This window comes from Cereibacter sediminicola (genome assembly GCF_007668225.1).
Taxonomy (GTDB): Bacteria; Pseudomonadota; Alphaproteobacteria; order Rhodobacterales; family Rhodobacteraceae; genus Cereibacter_A; species Cereibacter_A azotoformans.
In genome coordinates, this window is sequence record NZ_VDEK01000012.1 from 13146 (window position 1) to 28092 (window position 14947).

The 14947-nt window shown below is 67.4% G+C and carries 16 protein-coding genes; 12 read left to right on the plus strand and 4 right to left on the minus strand.

Annotated features, from left to right (window positions below; translation table 11 throughout):
• The first annotated feature begins 15 nt into the window (after window positions 1–15).
• Entirely contained in the window at window positions 16–762 is a 747-nt protein-coding gene (fnrL, locus tag FG154_RS09985) for a transcriptional regulator FnrL (RefSeq protein WP_145107216.1), read from the plus strand.
• Window positions 763–795: 33 nt separating this feature from the next.
• Here fnrL and FG154_RS09990 read toward each other — a convergent pair whose 3' ends face one another.
• On the minus strand, window positions 796–1644 hold the full coding sequence (locus tag FG154_RS09990; protein WP_145107218.1) for a universal stress protein: 849 nt from the start codon (window positions 1642–1644) through the stop codon (window positions 796–798).
• A 194-nt stretch (window positions 1645–1838) separates the two neighbouring features.
• On the opposite strand from FG154_RS09990, the gene ccoN reads away from it, so the two are divergent.
• The 8 genes from ccoN to ccoS all read left to right on the plus strand — a co-directional run bounded on the left by ccoN (window position 1839) and on the right by ccoS (window position 9773).
• The gene (gene ccoN, locus FG154_RS09995; protein WP_011907590.1) at window positions 1839–3446 is read left to right on the plus strand and encodes a cytochrome-c oxidase, cbb3-type subunit I; all 1608 of its coding nucleotides are present in this window, start codon (window positions 1839–1841) and stop codon (window positions 3444–3446) included.
• 11 nt (window positions 3447–3457) lie between these two features.
• A complete protein-coding gene (gene ccoO, locus FG154_RS10000; RefSeq protein WP_145107221.1) occupies window positions 3458–4183 on the plus strand; it encodes a cytochrome-c oxidase, cbb3-type subunit II in 726 nt (241 codons plus the stop codon).
• 11 nt (window positions 4184–4194) lie between these two features.
• A complete protein-coding gene (locus FG154_RS10005; protein WP_011907592.1) occupies window positions 4195–4398 on the plus strand; it encodes a CcoQ/FixQ family Cbb3-type cytochrome c oxidase assembly chaperone in 204 nt (67 codons plus the stop codon).
• On the plus strand, window positions 4395–5273 hold the full coding sequence (gene ccoP, locus FG154_RS10010) for a cytochrome-c oxidase, cbb3-type subunit III (RefSeq protein WP_145107223.1): 879 nt from the start codon (window positions 4395–4397) through the stop codon (window positions 5271–5273). Before FG154_RS10005 ends, ccoP begins: the two co-directional genes overlap by 4 nt.
• Before the next feature lie 231 nt (window positions 5274–5504).
• Window positions 5505–6938 carry a cytochrome c oxidase accessory protein CcoG gene (gene ccoG / locus FG154_RS10015; protein ID WP_145107225.1) on the plus strand — a complete coding sequence of 478 codons (1434 nt, stop codon included), beginning with the start codon at window positions 5505–5507 and terminating at the stop codon, window positions 6936–6938.
• 1 nt (window position 6939) lies between these two features.
• Window positions 6940–7398 (plus strand): FixH family protein, encoded by a 459-nt coding sequence (locus FG154_RS10020; protein ID WP_145107227.1) that lies wholly within the window; start codon window positions 6940–6942, stop codon window positions 7396–7398.
• Between the two features lie 3 nt (window positions 7399–7401).
• Window positions 7402–9615: a heavy metal translocating P-type ATPase gene (locus tag FG154_RS10025; protein WP_145107230.1), complete on the plus strand. Its 2214-nt coding sequence runs from the start codon at window positions 7402–7404 to the stop codon at window positions 9613–9615.
• Window positions 9615–9773 carry a cbb3-type cytochrome oxidase assembly protein CcoS gene (ccoS, locus tag FG154_RS10030; RefSeq protein ID WP_011907597.1) on the plus strand — a complete coding sequence of 53 codons (159 nt, stop codon included), beginning with the start codon at window positions 9615–9617 and terminating at the stop codon, window positions 9771–9773. Before FG154_RS10025 ends, ccoS begins: the two co-directional genes overlap by 1 nt.
• 75 nt (window positions 9774–9848) lie before the next feature.
• Here the strand turns inward: ccoS and FG154_RS10035 are convergent, their stop codons facing one another.
• Together FG154_RS10035 and FG154_RS10040 are read right to left on the minus strand one after the other, a co-directional pair.
• Window positions 9849–11237, minus strand: coding sequence for a D-alanyl-D-alanine carboxypeptidase family protein (locus FG154_RS10035; RefSeq protein WP_246100214.1), 1389 nt, complete (start codon window positions 11235–11237; stop codon window positions 9849–9851).
• A gap of 210 nt (window positions 11238–11447) precedes the next feature.
• Complete coding sequence (locus FG154_RS10040; protein WP_145107234.1) at window positions 11448–12161, minus strand: HAD family hydrolase; 714 nt, start codon at window positions 12159–12161, stop codon at window positions 11448–11450.
• Between the two features lie 172 nt (window positions 12162–12333).
• On the opposite strand from FG154_RS10040, the gene clpS reads away from it, so the two are divergent.
• From clpS to FG154_RS10055, 3 genes are read left to right on the plus strand one after another with little or no spacing between them, the layout of a single operon-like run.
• Complete coding sequence (gene clpS, locus FG154_RS10045; RefSeq protein ID WP_044247789.1) at window positions 12334–12654, plus strand: ATP-dependent Clp protease adapter ClpS; 321 nt, start codon at window positions 12334–12336, stop codon at window positions 12652–12654.
• A gap of 16 nt (window positions 12655–12670) precedes the next feature.
• Window positions 12671–13672, plus strand: coding sequence for a class I SAM-dependent methyltransferase (locus FG154_RS10050; protein WP_145107237.1), 1002 nt, complete (start codon window positions 12671–12673; stop codon window positions 13670–13672).
• Between the two features lie 12 nt (window positions 13673–13684).
• Complete coding sequence (locus FG154_RS10055; protein WP_145107239.1) at window positions 13685–14494, plus strand: SDR family NAD(P)-dependent oxidoreductase; 810 nt, start codon at window positions 13685–13687, stop codon at window positions 14492–14494.
• Window positions 14495–14524: 30 nt separating this feature from the next.
• Here FG154_RS10055 and FG154_RS10060 read toward each other — a convergent pair whose 3' ends face one another.
• Window positions 14525–14935: a hypothetical protein gene (locus tag FG154_RS10060; RefSeq protein WP_145107242.1), complete on the minus strand. Its 411-nt coding sequence runs from the start codon at window positions 14933–14935 to the stop codon at window positions 14525–14527.
• Window positions 14936–14947 lie beyond the last annotated feature (12 nt).

Here is a 14947-nt window from a genome sequence, read left to right on the forward strand (position 1 = left end):
AAGCGGGGAAACAGCATGACGCTGCACGAAGTGCCAACCCTCCTCCACCGCTGCGGCGACTGCCCGATCCGTCACCGCGCCGTCTGCGCGCGCTGCGACAGCGAAGAGCTGACGACCCTTGAGCAGATCAAGTATTACCGCAGCTATCAGGCCGGCCAGACGGTGATCTGGTCGGGGGACAAGATGGATTTCGTGGCCTCGGTCGTGACCGGGATCGCCACGTTGACCCAGACCCTCGAGGATGGCCGCCGGCAGATGGTGGGGCTTCTTCTTCCGTCGGATTTCGTCGGCCGTCCGGGCCGGCAGACGGTGGCCTATGATGTCACGGCCACGACCGACCTTCTCATGTGCTGCTTCCGGCGCAAGCCGTTCGAGGACATGATGCAGAAGACGCCCCATGTCGGGCAGCGGCTGCTCGAGATGATGCTGGACGAGCTGGACGCCGCGCGCGAATGGATGCTGCTTCTGGGCCGCAAGACCGCGCGCGAGAAGATCGCGAGCCTGCTTGCCATCATCGCCCGGCGCGATGCGTCGCTGAAGCTGCGCGACGCCAAGGGGCCGCTGACCTTCGACCTGCCGCTCACGCGCGAGGAGATGGCCGACTATCTGGGCCTGACGCTCGAGACCGTGAGCCGTCAGGTCTCGGCGCTCAAGCGCGACGGGGTGATCGCGCTCGAGGGCAAGCGGCATGTGATCGTGAACGACTTCGCCCGCCTGCTGGAAGAGGCGGGCGACGACAGCGACGGCGGCCTTCCCGTCTGAGAAGGGCCCGCCCGAGGGGCGGACCCCGGCGCCTCAGTGCGCCATCAGGACCGGCACCTCGGCCAGTTCCAGCATGTCGCGGGTGGCGCCGCCCAGAATGGCTTCGCGGAAGCGAGAGTGGCCGTAGGCCCCCATCACCAGCAGGTCGCCGTCCTGGTCGCGCACATGGCGCGCGATCACGTCCGAGACGCGCGGCAGGGTCTTTGCCAGCACCGACACTTCGGCCCGCACGCCATGACGCACGAGCATCTGGCAGAGCGCCCCGCCCGGATCCGACCGCTCGGCCCCATGTGCGGCGGGGTCCACGATCACGATGTTCACATTGTCCGCCCGCAGCAGGAAGGGCATCGCCTTGCGCACCGCGGTCAGCGCCTCGCGGCTCTGGTCCCAGGCGATGACGATCCGCCGGCCGAAGTTCGTGCTGAGCGTGGGGTCGTCGGGCACCACCAGCACCGGGGCCTGGCCCTCGAACAGCGCCGCCTCGACCACCGCTTCGGATTCGGCGCCCCGACCCTTGCCGTAGGGCCGCGACAGCACCACGAGATCGGCAAAGCGCGAGCGCAGCGCGACGAGACCGGCCAGCCCGCCCATCTGGGCCACGGCCGCCTCGACCGAATGGCGCAGCATCGAAGGCTGCCCCGAGAGCGCCGCATGGGCCGCCTTCTCGACGGCCTGGGCATCCTGCTCGGCGCGTTCCAGCGCCATCTGCAGCACGACCGCCGTGCCGCCCATGTTGTAGTAGGCCACCTGCGTTCCGTCGATGCCAAGGGCCAGCACGTCCAGATGCGCGTCCTCGCTCAGGGCGAGCCGCGAGGCGACCGAGATGGCCGGCTCGACCCGGTCGGGCGAGGTGGCCACCGTCAGCAAGGATTTATAGGCCATTTCACAACCTCCAGCCGATGAGCATCCGCCTCGAATGTGTGATCGAATGGGGCTTTGTTCCTTGATGCTGATCAAGTATCAGGACCGAAACCATTGACATGGATCAAGGCACATTCCGCGACATGCCGCCACACACGGCCTGTCGATAAGCATCGGCCGGGGGAGTCGGCCTAGCGAAGACGAAGGGACGCAAGATGTGGGATTACGTTAAGTTGGTCGCGCTCGGCGTGATCGCGCTGTGCGCCGCGATCGCAGCCAATTATGCGCGCGACCTGGCATATTTGGTAAACGCCGTGACGGTCATGCTGGTGGCCGGCGGCCTCTTTCTGTGGCAGGTGCGCCGGGTGGGGGACGAGATCCGTCCGAAGCCGGCGCTCCAGACCGAATACATGGACGGGGTCATCCGCTACGGTGTGGTAGCGACGGCCTTCTGGGGCGTGGTCGGCTTTCTCGTGGCGGTCTTCATCGCCTTCCAGCTGGCCTTTCCGGTGCTCAACTTCGAGTGGGCGCAGGGCTATCTGAACTTCGGCCGTCTGCGTCCCCTGCACACGTCCGCGGTGATCTTCGCCTTCGGCGGCAACGCCCTGATCGCGACGAGCTTCTACGTCGTGCAGCGGACCTCGGCGGCGCGCCTGTGGGGGGGCAACCTCGCCTGGTTCGTCTTCTGGGGCTACAACCTCTTCATCGTGCTCGCGGCTTCGGGCTACCTGCTGGGGGCGACCCAGTCGAAGGAATATGCCGAGCCCGAGTGGTATCTCGACTGGTGGCTGACGATCGTCTGGGTCTGCTACCTGGCCGTCTTCCTCGGGACGATCATCAAGCGCAAGGAACCCCACATCTACGTGGCCAACTGGTTCTACCTTGCCTTCATCGTCACCGTGGCGATGCTCCACATCTTCAACAACCTGTCGGTGCCGGTCTCGTTCTTCGGGTCGAAATCCGTGCAGGTCTTCTCGGGCGTGCAGGACGCCATGGTGCAGTGGTGGTATGGCCACAACGCCGTGGGCTTCTTCCTGACCGCGGGCTTCCTCGGCATGATGTACTACTTCGTGCCCAAGCAGGCCGAGCGTCCGGTCTACAGCTACAAGCTGTCGATCGTGCACTTCTGGGCGCTGATCTTCCTCTATATCTGGGCCGGTCCGCACCACCTGCACTACACGGCGCTGCCGACCTGGACCTCGACGCTGGGGATGGTCTTCTCGATCATGCTGTGGATGCCGTCGTGGGGGGGCATGATCAACGGCCTGATGACGCTCTCGGGCGCGTGGGACAAGCTGCGCACCGACCCGATCATCCGCATGATGGTCGTCTCGATCGGCTTCTACGGCATGTCGACCTTCGAAGGCCCGATGATGTCGATCAAGGCCGTCAACTCGCTGTCGCACTACACCGACTGGACCATCGGCCATGTCCATTCCGGCGCGCTTGGCTGGAACGGCATGATCACCTTCGGCGCCCTCTATTTCCTGACGCCGAAGCTGTGGAACAAGGAACGGCTCTACAGTCTCAGCCTCGTCTCGTGGCACTTCTGGCTCGCGACCATCGGCATCGTGCTCTACGCCTCGTCGATGTGGGTCTCGGGGATCATGGAAGGGCTGATGTGGCGTGAAGTGGACGCGAACGGCTTCCTCGTGAACGCCTTTGCCGACACGGTGGCCGCCAAGTTCCCGATGAACGTGGTGCGGGGTCTCGGTGGGGTGCTCTACCTCGTCGGTGCGCTGATCATGTGCTACAACATGTGGAAAACCGTGACGTCCGCCCCCGCCCGGGTGGTGCGCGCCACGGCGGTTCCCGCTGAGTGACGGAGGGGACCATGGGTATCCTTGCAAAACACAAGATCCTCGAGACGAACGCCACGCTGCTGCTGATCTTCAGCTTTCTCGTGGTGACCATCGGCGGCCTGGTCCAGATCGTGCCGCTGTTCTACCTAGAGAACACGATCGAGAAGGTGGAAGGGGTTCGCCCCTACACTCCGCTCGAGCTGGCCGGCCGCGACATCTACATCCGCGAAGGCTGCTATGTCTGCCACAGCCAGATGATCCGTCCGATGCGCGACGAGTTCGAACGCTATGGTCACTACAGCCTTGCGGCCGAGTCGATGTACGACCACCCGTTCCAGTGGGGCTCCAAGCGCACCGGCCCGGACCTCGCCCGCGTGGGCGAGCGTTACTCGGACGAGTGGCACGTCGATCACCTCACCGACCCGCAGTCGGTGGTGCCCGAATCGATCATGCCCAAATACGGCTTCCTGTCTGACCGTGTGATCGACGGGCGCTACATCCGTGACACGATGGCGACGCATCGCATCGTCGGCGTGCCCTACTCCGACGAGATGATGGAGGCGGCGGTTGCCGACTTCAGGGTGCAGGCCAACCCCGATGCGGACAGCGACGGGCTGCTCGAGCGTTACGGCAAGGCCGCCGTGCGCAACTTCGACGGCCAGCCGCAGCTGACGGAGATGGACGCGCTGATCGCCTACCTGCAGGTGCTGGGCACGATGGTCGATTTCTCGACCTTCACGCCCGACGACAGCCGGTAAAGGGGCGGGGCATGGAGACCTACAGCCTGCTGCGCGGCTTTGCGGACAGCTGGATGCTGGTCGTGATGACGCTGTTCTTCGTGGGCGTGGTGTTCTGGGCCTGGCGTCCGAGAAGCCGAAAGCATCATGAGGACGCCGCCAACGCGATCTTCCGTCACGAGACAAAACCCGCCGATGACGACCCGGAGTCGTCGTCCGAGGAGGCGAGGAAATGAGTGTGAAACCGACGAAACACAAGCCGGGCGAGCCGCCGACCACGGGCCATTCCTGGGATGGCATCGAGGAATATGACAATCCGATGCCGCGCTGGTGGCTGTGGACCTTCTATGTCACCATCATCTGGGCGATCGGCTATTCGATCCTCTACCCGGCCTGGCCGCTGGTGAACGACGCCACCAAGGGGCTCCTCGGCCAATCGACGCGGGCCGATGTGGCCGCCGAGATCCAGGCCTACGCCGACGCCAATGCCGAGATCCGCACGCGGCTCGTCGAGACGGAGCTGACCGAGATCGCGGCCAACCCGGATCTGGTCCAGTATGCGACCAACGCCGGCGCGGCCGTGTTCCGCACCAACTGCGTGCAGTGCCACGGCTCGGGTGCGGCGGGCGTGCAGGGGCAGGGCTATCCCAACCTGCTCGACGACGACTGGATCTGGGGCGGCGACATCGAGTCGATCCACACCACCGTCACGCACGGCATCCGCAACACGACCGACGACAACGCGCGCTATTCCGAGATGCCGCGCTTTGGCGCCGACGGCCTGCTGGATGACGCCCAGCTTTCGCAGGTGGTCGAATATGTCCTGCAGATCTCGGGGCAGGATCATGACGCCGCTCTTGCCACGGAAGGCGAGACGGTCTTCCTCGACAACTGCGCCGCCTGCCACAGCGACGATGGCACCGGCAGCCGCGACGTGGGCGCCCCGAACCTGACGGACGCGATCTGGCTCTATGGCGGAAGCCGCGAGAAGATCACCGAGTCGGTGACCTACGCGCGCTTCGGCGTGATGCCCAACTGGAACACCCGCCTGTCCGAAGCGGACATCCGGTCGGTCGCCGTCTATGTCCACGGCCTCGGCGGCGGCGAGTAAGTGGTGCTGAAGCGGCCCGGGGGATGATCTCCCGGGCCGACGCCGGCCCTCGGTTCAGTTCGCGTGTTCCGAGTGCGGAGGGTCGGCGCCTCCCATGCCCCAGAGCGGGAGATGGAGGGCCTGTCCGTGCCGTGAATGATGTATCACGGATGCGTAATTTTGACCGATGTCAAGTTGCCAAGGCGGTCCTGTCTGATAGCACCCGGAACATCCACGAAGCCGGAGTCCGTCGTGACCAGCCCCGATACCGAAACGTCCAGCCTCTATGCCAAGCGCGAGCCTGTCTTCCCCAAGCGGGTGAGCGGCCAGTTCCGCACTCTCAAGTGGTGGATCCTGGCGGTGACGCTGGGGATCTACTACATCGCGCCCTGGATCCGCTGGGACCGTGGCCCGAGCCTTCCCGATCAGGCGATCCTCGTCGATATCGCGAACCGGCGCTTCTTCTTCTTCATGATCGAGATCTGGCCGCACGAATTCTACTTCGTGGCGGGCCTGCTGATCATGGCGGGCCTCGGCCTCTTTCTCTTCACCTCGGCCGCGGGGCGCGTCTGGTGCGGCTACGCCTGCCCGCAGACGGTCTGGACCGACCTCTTCATCCTGGTCGAACGCTGGGTCGAAGGCGACCGCAACGCCCGCATCCGCCTGCTGCGGCAGCGGTGGGATTTCGAGAAGACGCGGAAATACCTCACGAAATGGACGCTCTGGCTGCTGATCGGCCTCGCGACCGGCGGGGCCTGGGTGTTCTACTTCACCGATGCGCCGACGCTTCTCGTCGATCTGGTGACCGGCAATGCCCATCCCGTCGCCTACATCACGATGGCGACCCTGACCGCCACCACCTTCGCCTTCGGCGGCTTCGCGCGCGAACAGATCTGCATCTACGCCTGCCCCTGGCCGCGCATCCAGGCCGCGATGATGGACGAGGAGACGATCACCGTCGCCTACCGCGAATGGCGCGGCGAGCCGCGCGGCAAGCTCAAGAAGGGCGAGCCGGTCTCGGAGAAGCAGGGCGACTGCATCGACTGCATGGCCTGCGTGAACGTCTGCCCCATGGGCATCGACATCCGGGATGGGCAGCAGCTGGCCTGCATCACCTGCGCGCTCTGCATCGACGCATGTGACGAGGTGATGGACAAGATCGGCAAGCCGCGCGGCCTGATCGGCTACCTCGCGCTGACCGACGAACGTGCCGAGCGTGCGGGCCAGCCGGCCCGGTCCGCCTGGCGGCACATCTTCCGGGTGCGGACCCTGTTCTACACCGCCCTCTGGAGCGGGGTGGGCGTGGCGCTCGTCGTGGCCCTGTTCCTGCGCTCGCCGATCGACATCAACGTGACCCCGCTGCGCAACCCGATCTTCGTCACGCTCTCCGACGGGTCGATCCGCAACACCTATGACGTCCGGCTGCGCAACAAGCAGGGCGAGGCGCGCGACTATCAGATCTCGGTGACCAGCGCCGCCGATCTCGCCCTTTCGCTGGAGGGGGTGCCGGGTTCCGTGGTAACGGTCCCCGCGAACGAGACCATGACCCAGCGCGTCTATATCATCGCGAGCCGTGGCACCCCGGCCGCCGAGGCCGAGCGCACCGATGTCCGGCTCTGGGTCGAGGATCTCTCGGCCGCGCAGCGGGTCCATCACGACACGATCTTCAACGGAAGGGGCAACTGACATGGCCGAAATGACCGGGCGCAAGGTTCTGGCCATCACCGTGGGCGCCTTCGGCGTCATCATCGCGGTGAACCTGCTCATGGCGTTCAAGGCGGTCTCGACCTTTCCGGGGCTCGAGGTGCAAAATCCCTACGTGGCCAGCCAGACCTTCGACGCCGAGCGGACGGCGCAACAGGCCCTCGGCTGGTCGCTGGCGGCCGACTATGACGAAACCGCCCGCGAGATCGCGCTGCGCTTCAGCGACGCCGAGGGCCGACCGGCCGCCGTCCATACGCTCGACGTCCTGATCGGCCGCTCGACCGAGGCGCGCGACGACCGCCGGCCCGAGTTCCTCCTCCGCGACGGCGCCTTCCGCACGGCGCAGGATCTCGCGCCGGGCAAATGGATCCTGCGGGTCGAGGCCACCTCCGCATCGGGCACGCTGTTCCGCCAGCGGCTCGATCTGCACGTCCGGGACTGAGCCATGTCGCTGGTCGAGCGGATGGACCTGCCCGAGCCCGAGGCTGCCGGAGGCGCGTCGGCCTGCCCGGCCTGCCTCGCGGCGCCTTCGGCCGAGCGGCTGGCGGCCATGTCGGGGCTTTCGTCCGGGCGGCTCGTGCTGTCCCTGCCCACCGCCCATTGCGCCGCCTGCATGACGACGGTCGAGGGCGGGCTCGAGAAACTGGCCGGTGTCCGTTCGGCGCGTGTGAACCTGACGCTGCGCCGTGTGTCGGTCGATGCCGACCCCGAGGTGACCGCTCCGGTCCTGATCGAGGCCCTGTCGCGGCTGGGTTACGAGGCGCATGAGCTGGATGCCGGAATGCTCTCGGCGACCGAGACCGACCGGCAGGGGCGCGACCTGCTGATGCGGCTGGGCGTGGCGGGCTTCTCGATGATGAACGTCATGCTGCTCTCGGTGGCGGTCTGGTCGGGGGCCGAGGCCGCGACGCGCGACCTGTTCCACTGGATCTCGGCGGCAATCGCCCTGCCGACGGTCGTCTTCGCGGGGCAACCCTTCTTCCGCAGCGCCTGGCGTTCGCTTCGGGCCGGGCGGCTCGGGATGGACGTGCCGATCTCGCTGGCCATCATCCTCGCCTCCACGATCTCGCTGTTCGAGACCTTCCACTCGGGCCGCCACGCCTATTTCGACGCGGCGGTGATGCTGACCTTCTTCCTGCTGGCCGGGCGGTATCTCGATCACCGCACCCGCGCCGTGGCGCGCTCGGCCGCCGAGGAACTGGCGGCGCTCGAGGTGCCGCGCGCGACGCTCCTGCGGGACGGCGAGGAAGTCACCGTGCCCATCGCCGAGCTGGCCGCAGGCGATCTGGTGCGCGTGCGTCCGGGCGGGCGGATGCCGGTCGATGGCGTCGTGACGCAGGGCTTTTCCGAGCTGGACCGTTCGCTTCTGACGGGTGAGAGCCTGCCGGTTCCGGCAGGCCCGGATACGGTCGTCTCGGCGGGCGAGGTGAACCTGACCGGCCCGCTCACCGTGCGGGTGACGGCGGCCGGCCGGGACAGCTCGCTGCACCGGATGGCCGATCTGGTGGCGGTGGCCGAGAGCGCGCGGACCCGCTACACCTCGCTGGCCGAGCGCGCCTCGCGCCTTTATTCGCCGCTGGTGCATCTGCTGTCCTTCAGCGCCTTCGGGGTCTGGATGTGGATCACGAACGGCGACCTGCGGACCTCGATCAACATTTCGGCCGCGGTCCTCATCATCACCTGCCCCTGCGCGCTCGGTCTGGCGGTGCCCGCCGTGGTGACGGCGGCGAGCGGGCGGCTCTTCCGCAAGGGGCTGCTGATAAAGGACGGAACGGCGCTCGAGCGTCTGGCCGAGGTGGATACGGTGGTCTTCGACAAGACGGGCACCCTGACGCTGGGCACGCCGGAACCCACCAATCTGGCGACGCTCGCGCGGGCCGAGCTGGAGGTGGCGGCGGCCTTGGCCGGGGCCTCGTCGCACCCGCTGGCCACGGCTCTGGCGGCGGCGGCACGGGACATGGGGCTGCGCCCCGCCCACGTCACCGACCTGCGGGAAGTGCCCGGTTTCGGCGTCGAGGGGCGGCACGCCGGGCGCACCGTGCGCCTCGGCCGCGCCGAATGGGTCGGTGCCGCGCCCGAGGCGGTGACCGCCACCTACCTGTCCCTCGCGGGCGCCACCCGCGCCATCACCTTCGCGGACCGGCTCCGGCCCGGCGCCGAAGAGGCGGTGCGCGCGCTGACGGGGCAGGGCAAGCGCATCCTGCTGCTCTCGGGCGACACCGAAGGCGCCGTGGCCGATCTGGCGCAGCGGCTCGGGATCGCGGAGTGGCGGTCGGGCCAGCTTCCGGCCGAGAAGGCCGCGCGCGTCTCGGACCTCACGGCCGAGGGGCGGCGCGTGCTGATGGTGGGCGACGGGCTCAACGACACGGCGGCGCTGGCGGCGGCGCATGTGTCGATCTCGCCGGCCTCGGCGCTCGATGCGGCGCGGGTGGCCTCCGACATCGTGCTTCTGGGCAAGGACATGGCGCCCATCGCCGATGCCGCCCGGATCGCGGTCAAGGCCAGTCGGCGGATCCGCGAGAACTTTGCCATCTCGGGCCTCTACAATGTGGTGGCCGTTCCGATCGCGCTGGTGGGCCTTGCCACGCCGCTCGCCGCGGCGCTGGCCATGTCGCTCTCGTCGATCAGCGTCTCGCTCAATGCGCTGCGGGTGAAGTGATGGACATTCTTGCCTACCTCATCCCCATCTCGCTCTTCCTCGGGGGGCTGGGGCTGGCCGCCTTCTTCTGGTCACTGAAGTCGCGCCAGTATGACGACCCGGAAGGCGACGCGAACCGCATCCTCAAGACCGATTACGACGATCAGCCCCGGCAATAGGGGCGGACCAGAGGCGCATGACAAAGGGCCCGCGAGTCACCTCGCGGGCCTTTTGTCGGAGGGTCGGCTGTCGGCTCAGGGGCCGATGGCAAAGCACTGGATGGCGCGGGCCTGCAGGCGGCGGCAGGCGAGGTCGGCCTGGTCCTGCGTGAGGCCCATGAAGTTCGCGTCATACCCGCCAGAGCGTTCGATGATCTTGCGCAGGCCCTCGGCGAGGGTGCCGGTCTCGGCCAGCGCGATCTGCATGAGCTGCCGCTCGGCCGCCGTGCGTGACGGGAAACGTCCCACATTCACGCCCCAGTGGCGCCCGCCCGATGTGGACATGCGGGTGACGACCTCGGGTGAGGTGGGCACAGGCGAGGCGGCCGCCAGCTGCATCGCCGGGCGGCTGCGGGGTGCTACGCCCGAATCGGAGCCCTCGCCCTCGAACGAGACCGCCTGCGCCACCTGCATCGCCACCACATCCTCGGCCGAAGCCTGCGCCAGCGCGCTTTCTATCCCGCCCTGCATCGAGTTCACCACAGCGGCCGCCGCGACGGCTGCGGACGAGCCCGGCCGGGCCTGCGGCCGCGGAGAGCGGGTCAGCGACGCCACCTCGACCGGCTGCTGCTGGGCTGCCTGAGCCGAGGCGACGGCAAGGGCGTTGGTGTCGATCGGGGCCGGCTTGCGGACCGTGGCGTTCGCCGGCGCCTCACGAAAGCCGAGATCGAGCAGTTCGGCCATCTTGGCGTTGCGGTGCGCGGTGCTCTTGCCGCCGAAGACCGTGGCGATGATGCGCTTGTTGCCGCGCTGCGCCGAGCCGGTCAGGTTGTAGCCCGCGGGCGAGGTATAGCCGGTCTTGATCCCGTCCGCGCCCTTGTAGGCATCGAGGAAACGGGTGTTGGTGTTCGAGACCGTGGTCACGCCTGCATCCGCCGTCCGGCGCGAGAAGATGTTGTAATACTGGGGGAAATCGAAGAAGAGCCGCCGGCCCAGCATGTTCATGTCATGGGCGGTCGAGAGATGGCCCTCGGCCGTGAGGCCGTGGCAGTTCTTGAAGGTCGAGTTGGTCATCCCGATGGCCTTCGCCGTCCGGTTCATCCGTTCGGTGAAGGCGGCCTCGGAGCCGCCCACCGCCTCGCAGATCGCGGTGGCGGCGTCGTTGGCCGATTTCACGGCGGCGGCGCGGATCAGGTAGCGCAGCGCGATGCGCTGCCCGCTCTTCAGGCCCAGCTTCGACGGAGGTTCCGACGCCGCGTTCTTCGTCACCGTCACCATGCTATCGAGCGAGATTTCGCCCCTCTGGATGGCCTGGAAGGTGATGTAGAGCGTCATCATCTTGGTCAGTGACGCCGGATGCAGGCGCGTGCGGGCGTTGGTCTCGTAGAGCGTCTCGCCCGTCCGCGCATCCATGACGATGGCCGCGTAGGGCGCGGCAACGGCCGACTGCGCTGCAACCACTACGGCTGCGACCACGAATAGCATTTTCCGGACGTACTGCCCCAGCTGCGATGTCACGTCGCCTGTCCTTCTGTCTGCCTCGTTTCCGCCGGTTTACGCAGTCCGGGGATCTTATGATTTGACCCGACGCTAGCACAGGAGGCGATTCAGGAAAACCCCTCCATTTCAAGGGCTTTCAGCAGCCTTTTTAACAACTGTGGCAAAAGTGGGGCGCGCATGGTCAAGAACCTCAAGTTACGGCGGATTCTCGTTAAGGGTCTCGACGAGCGAGGCCAGCCCGGCGAGGTCCGGCAGCGTGAAGAAGCGCGGATGCCCGTCGGGCGGATCGGCATGTTCCAGCGCCCAGGTCAGGCCGTAGGGCACATGCACGCCGAATCCCCCGGCCTCGATCGGCGGCAGAACGTCGGATTTCAATGAGTTGCCCACCATCAGCGCGCGTTCAGGGCCGTCGCCGTGCTGCCGGAAGATCCGGTCATAGACGCGCGCATTCTTGTCCGAGACGATCTCGACCGCGTCGAACATCTCTCCCAGCCCCGACTGGGCGAGCTTCCTCTCCTGATCGAGAAGATCGCCCTTCGTGACAAGAATGACACGGAAATCGGCCGCCAAGGTCTCCACGGCCGCGCGCGCATGGGGCAGAAGCTCGATCGGATGGGCCAGCATCTCCTGGCCCGCGGCAATGATCTCGCCGATCACCGCGGCCGGAACCCGCTGCTCGGTCACCTCGATGGCGGTCTCGATCATCGACAGCATGAAGCCCTTGATGCCGAATCCGTAGTGGCCGAGGTTGCGCCGCTCGGCCGCGAGCAGCCGCTCATGCAGCCGGTCCGCCTCGACATGCTCGGCGAGGAGGGCCGCGAATCGCTCCTGCGTCAGCCGGTAGAAGGTCTCGTTCTGCCAGAGCGTGTCGTCCGCGTCGAACGCGATGGTGGTGATGCGCCGGTCCATGGCCCCTCCCGTCGCTGCCGGATTAAGCCGCAAGCGCCGCCGGCCGCAAGCCTCTCCGCGTCATGTCCGCCCCTTTCCGACGGATGAAAACCGACTATACTGTTTTTCTCTCGCAAACCCGCGAATCCGCCCACCGGCAGGAGCCACGATCTTGAAACTTCGTCCGCTTCAGATGTCCGACAAGACGGGCGGCACCGGCGACGACACGTCCATCCTGACCAAGACCCGCAGCAAGACGCAGCGGCCGCCCCTCTACAAGGTGCTGCTGCTCAATGACGACTACACGCCGATGGAGTTCGTCGTCCATGTGCTCGAACGGTTCTTCGGCCTCAGCCATGCGCAGGCCTTCGAGATCATGCTGACCGTCCACAAGAAGGGGCTGGCGGTGGTGGGCGTCTTCTCGTTCGAGGTCGCCGAGACCAAGGTGGCCCAGGTGATGGATTTCGCGCGGCGCCACCAGCATCCGCTCCAGTGCACCATGGAAAAGGAATAGGCCCCGGGGCCTGCGGATGCGATCTGCCCGCCTGACACTGGCGCTGGAAACCGGCGCGGTCGTGCTGCCCGACACGGGCAGCATCGTCGTCTATCGCCCGCGCGCGGCCGATGATCTCTCGGCGCTGCCGAAGGACCGGCTTCTGCTGGTGCAGGGGTTCCGGCCCGATCACGATGCGCTCGCGGCGCAGGGATACCGCGTGGCCGTGGCGGGCGGATCGGGCCATGCGGCGGCCGTCGTCTGCCTGCCGCGCGCGCGGGCCGAGGCGCGGGCGCTGCTGGCCGAGGCCACCGCCGCCGTCGAGCCGGGCGGGCTCATCGTCGTGGACGGGCAGAAGACCGACGGGATCGAGGCGGTCTGGCGCGATCTGGCCGAGCGTCTGGCCGTGTCGGCGACGCTCTCCAAGGCGCATGGCAAGCTCTTCACCTTCGCGGCCGAGCCGGGGCTGGAAGACTGGGCGGCGCGTCCGGTCGAGATTGCGGGCGGCTTCCGCACCCTTCCCGGCATCTTCTCGGCCGATGCGCCCGACCGCGGCTCGCAGCTTCTGCTCGAGGCCCTTCCGGCCGATCTCTCGGGCCGGGTGGTGGATCTGGGCGCGGGCTGGGGCTTCCTCGCGCGCGCGGTGCTCGAGCGGCGGGCCGTGAAGCGGATCGACCTTGTCGAGGCCGAGCATGCGGCGCTGGATTGCGCGCGGCTGAACATCACCGACGAGCGCGCCCATTTCCACTGGGCCGACGCCACGCGCTTCCGCCTGTCGAAACCGGCCGATGTGGTGGTCTGCAACCCGCCCTTCCACACCACGCGCGAGGCCGATCCGACGCTGGGGATGGGCTTCCTGCAGGCGGCGGCCCGGCTTCTGGCCCCGTCCGGCGTGCTCTGGCTGGTGGCCAACCGGCATCTGCCCTATGACCGCGGTCTCCGCGCCCTCTTCCGCGAGGTGGAGGAGATCGGCGGCGATGCCGCCTTCCGCATCGTCCGTGCCGCGCGACCGCAGCGCACGGGCGGCACATCTGCATAAGGGGAGCCTCGCATGTCGCTCGTCATTTCCGGCAAGACGGCCATCGTGACCGGAGCCGCCGCCGGCATCGGCCTCGCCGTGGCCCGGCATTTCGTAGACAAGGGCGCGAACGTGATGTTCGTGGACATGGACGAAGAACGCCTCGCCGACCAGATCGGCGAAGAGGCCCGCAACGAGGGGTCCGTCCGCATGTTCGCGGGCGACCTGCGTGAAAAGCTGACCATCACCAACCTGCTCTCGGCCACGATGGACGCCTTCGACCGGGTGGACATCCTCGTGAACGCCAGCCGGCAGATCGCGCTCTCGGACCCGCTCTGCATCGAGGAGGACGCGGTCGAGCTGCTCTTGCAGCAGAACCTTCTGACCGGCCTGCGCCTCACGCAGCTGACCGCCAAGCGCATGATCGCGCGGGCGGAAAAGAGCGAGGAGAAGCCCACTCAGGTCGGCTCGATCATCAACCTCTCGTCGATTGCCGCGATCCGCACCCAGCCCGAGTTGCTGGCCTATTCGATCAGCTGTGCCGCGGTCGAGCAGATGACGCGCTCGATGGCGGTGGCGCTGGCGCCCAAGGGCATCCGCGTCAACGCCGTCTCCTTCGGTTCGGTCATGAGCGCGAGCCTGCAGACCGCGCTGAAGGACAGCCCGGCCATGCGCGCCCAGATCACCGAGCGCACGCCGATGAAGCGCATCGCCTCGCCCGCCGAGATCGTCGAGACGGTGCAGTTCCTCGCCTCCGACGCGGCGGCCTTCATGACCGGGCAGGTGGTGACGCTGGACGGGGGGCGCAGCCTGATCGACCCGGCCCTGGCCCCCGTTCACTGAGAGCGTTCCGGCGGGCGCAGCGGCCCGCCGTCAGTTCGTCTCGGGATAGATCAGCTTGCACTGCTGGACCGCCGGGCCGGCCGTCCGGGCCAGCTCGACCCGCTTGCGCTTGAGCTGCTCGAGGGTGCGGGCCTCGGCTGCGAGGTCGATCGCGCGCGGCTGGCGCACCGTGTAGGGCACCTGATCGAAACAGTGCCGCGCGGGATAGACCACGCGCCGCCCGTCGGGCCTGTAGCGGACGATCGGCGGGCGGCATTGCACCCATTCGGTGCGGTAGTCCGTCACTTCCTCGATCGCGTAGCCGCGGGCGAGATTGCGCTCTCCCTCCTGGATCAGCTCGTCCACCACGCGCAGATCGCGCGTCGCCTGCAGGACACAACGTTCCTGCGGTGTGGCGCAGGCGGCAAGCAGGGGCAGCAGGAGGAGCGCGGCATGTCTCATGAGGCTGAAGCT

Excerpts from the sequence above, each read along its gene's own strand:
- FG154_RS10005 (WP_011907592.1), top strand. The coding sequence starts at position 4,195 with ATGGAGACCTACAGCCTGCTGCGCGGCTTTGCGGACAGCTGGATGCTG.
- clpS (WP_044247789.1), top strand. The coding sequence starts at position 12,334 with ATGTCCGACAAGACGGGCGGCACCGGCGACGACACGTCCATCCTGACC.
- FG154_RS10060 (WP_145107242.1), bottom strand. The coding sequence starts at position 14,935 with ATGAGACATGCCGCGCTCCTCCTGCTGCCCCTGCTTGCCGCCTGCGCC.
- ccoO (WP_145107221.1), top strand. The coding sequence starts at position 3,458 with ATGGGTATCCTTGCAAAACACAAGATCCTCGAGACGAACGCCACGCTG.
- ccoN (WP_011907590.1), top strand. The coding sequence starts at position 1,839 with ATGTGGGATTACGTTAAGTTGGTCGCGCTCGGCGTGATCGCGCTGTGC.
- FG154_RS09990 (WP_145107218.1), bottom strand. The coding sequence starts at position 1,644 with ATGGCCTATAAATCCTTGCTGACGGTGGCCACCTCGCCCGACCGGGTC.
- fnrL (WP_145107216.1), top strand. The coding sequence starts at position 16 with ATGACGCTGCACGAAGTGCCAACCCTCCTCCACCGCTGCGGCGACTGC.
- FG154_RS10050 (WP_145107237.1), top strand. The coding sequence starts at position 12,671 with ATGCGATCTGCCCGCCTGACACTGGCGCTGGAAACCGGCGCGGTCGTG.
- FG154_RS10040 (WP_145107234.1), bottom strand. The coding sequence starts at position 12,161 with ATGGACCGGCGCATCACCACCATCGCGTTCGACGCGGACGACACGCTC.
- FG154_RS10020 (WP_145107227.1), top strand. The coding sequence starts at position 6,940 with ATGGCCGAAATGACCGGGCGCAAGGTTCTGGCCATCACCGTGGGCGCC.
- FG154_RS10055 (WP_145107239.1), top strand. The coding sequence starts at position 13,685 with ATGTCGCTCGTCATTTCCGGCAAGACGGCCATCGTGACCGGAGCCGCC.
- FG154_RS10035 (WP_246100214.1), bottom strand. The coding sequence starts at position 11,237 with ATGCTATTCGTGGTCGCAGCCGTAGTGGTTGCAGCGCAGTCGGCCGTT.
- ccoP (WP_145107223.1), top strand. The coding sequence starts at position 4,395 with ATGAGTGTGAAACCGACGAAACACAAGCCGGGCGAGCCGCCGACCACG.
- FG154_RS10025 (WP_145107230.1), top strand. The coding sequence starts at position 7,402 with ATGTCGCTGGTCGAGCGGATGGACCTGCCCGAGCCCGAGGCTGCCGGA.
- ccoS (WP_011907597.1), top strand. The coding sequence starts at position 9,615 with ATGGACATTCTTGCCTACCTCATCCCCATCTCGCTCTTCCTCGGGGGG.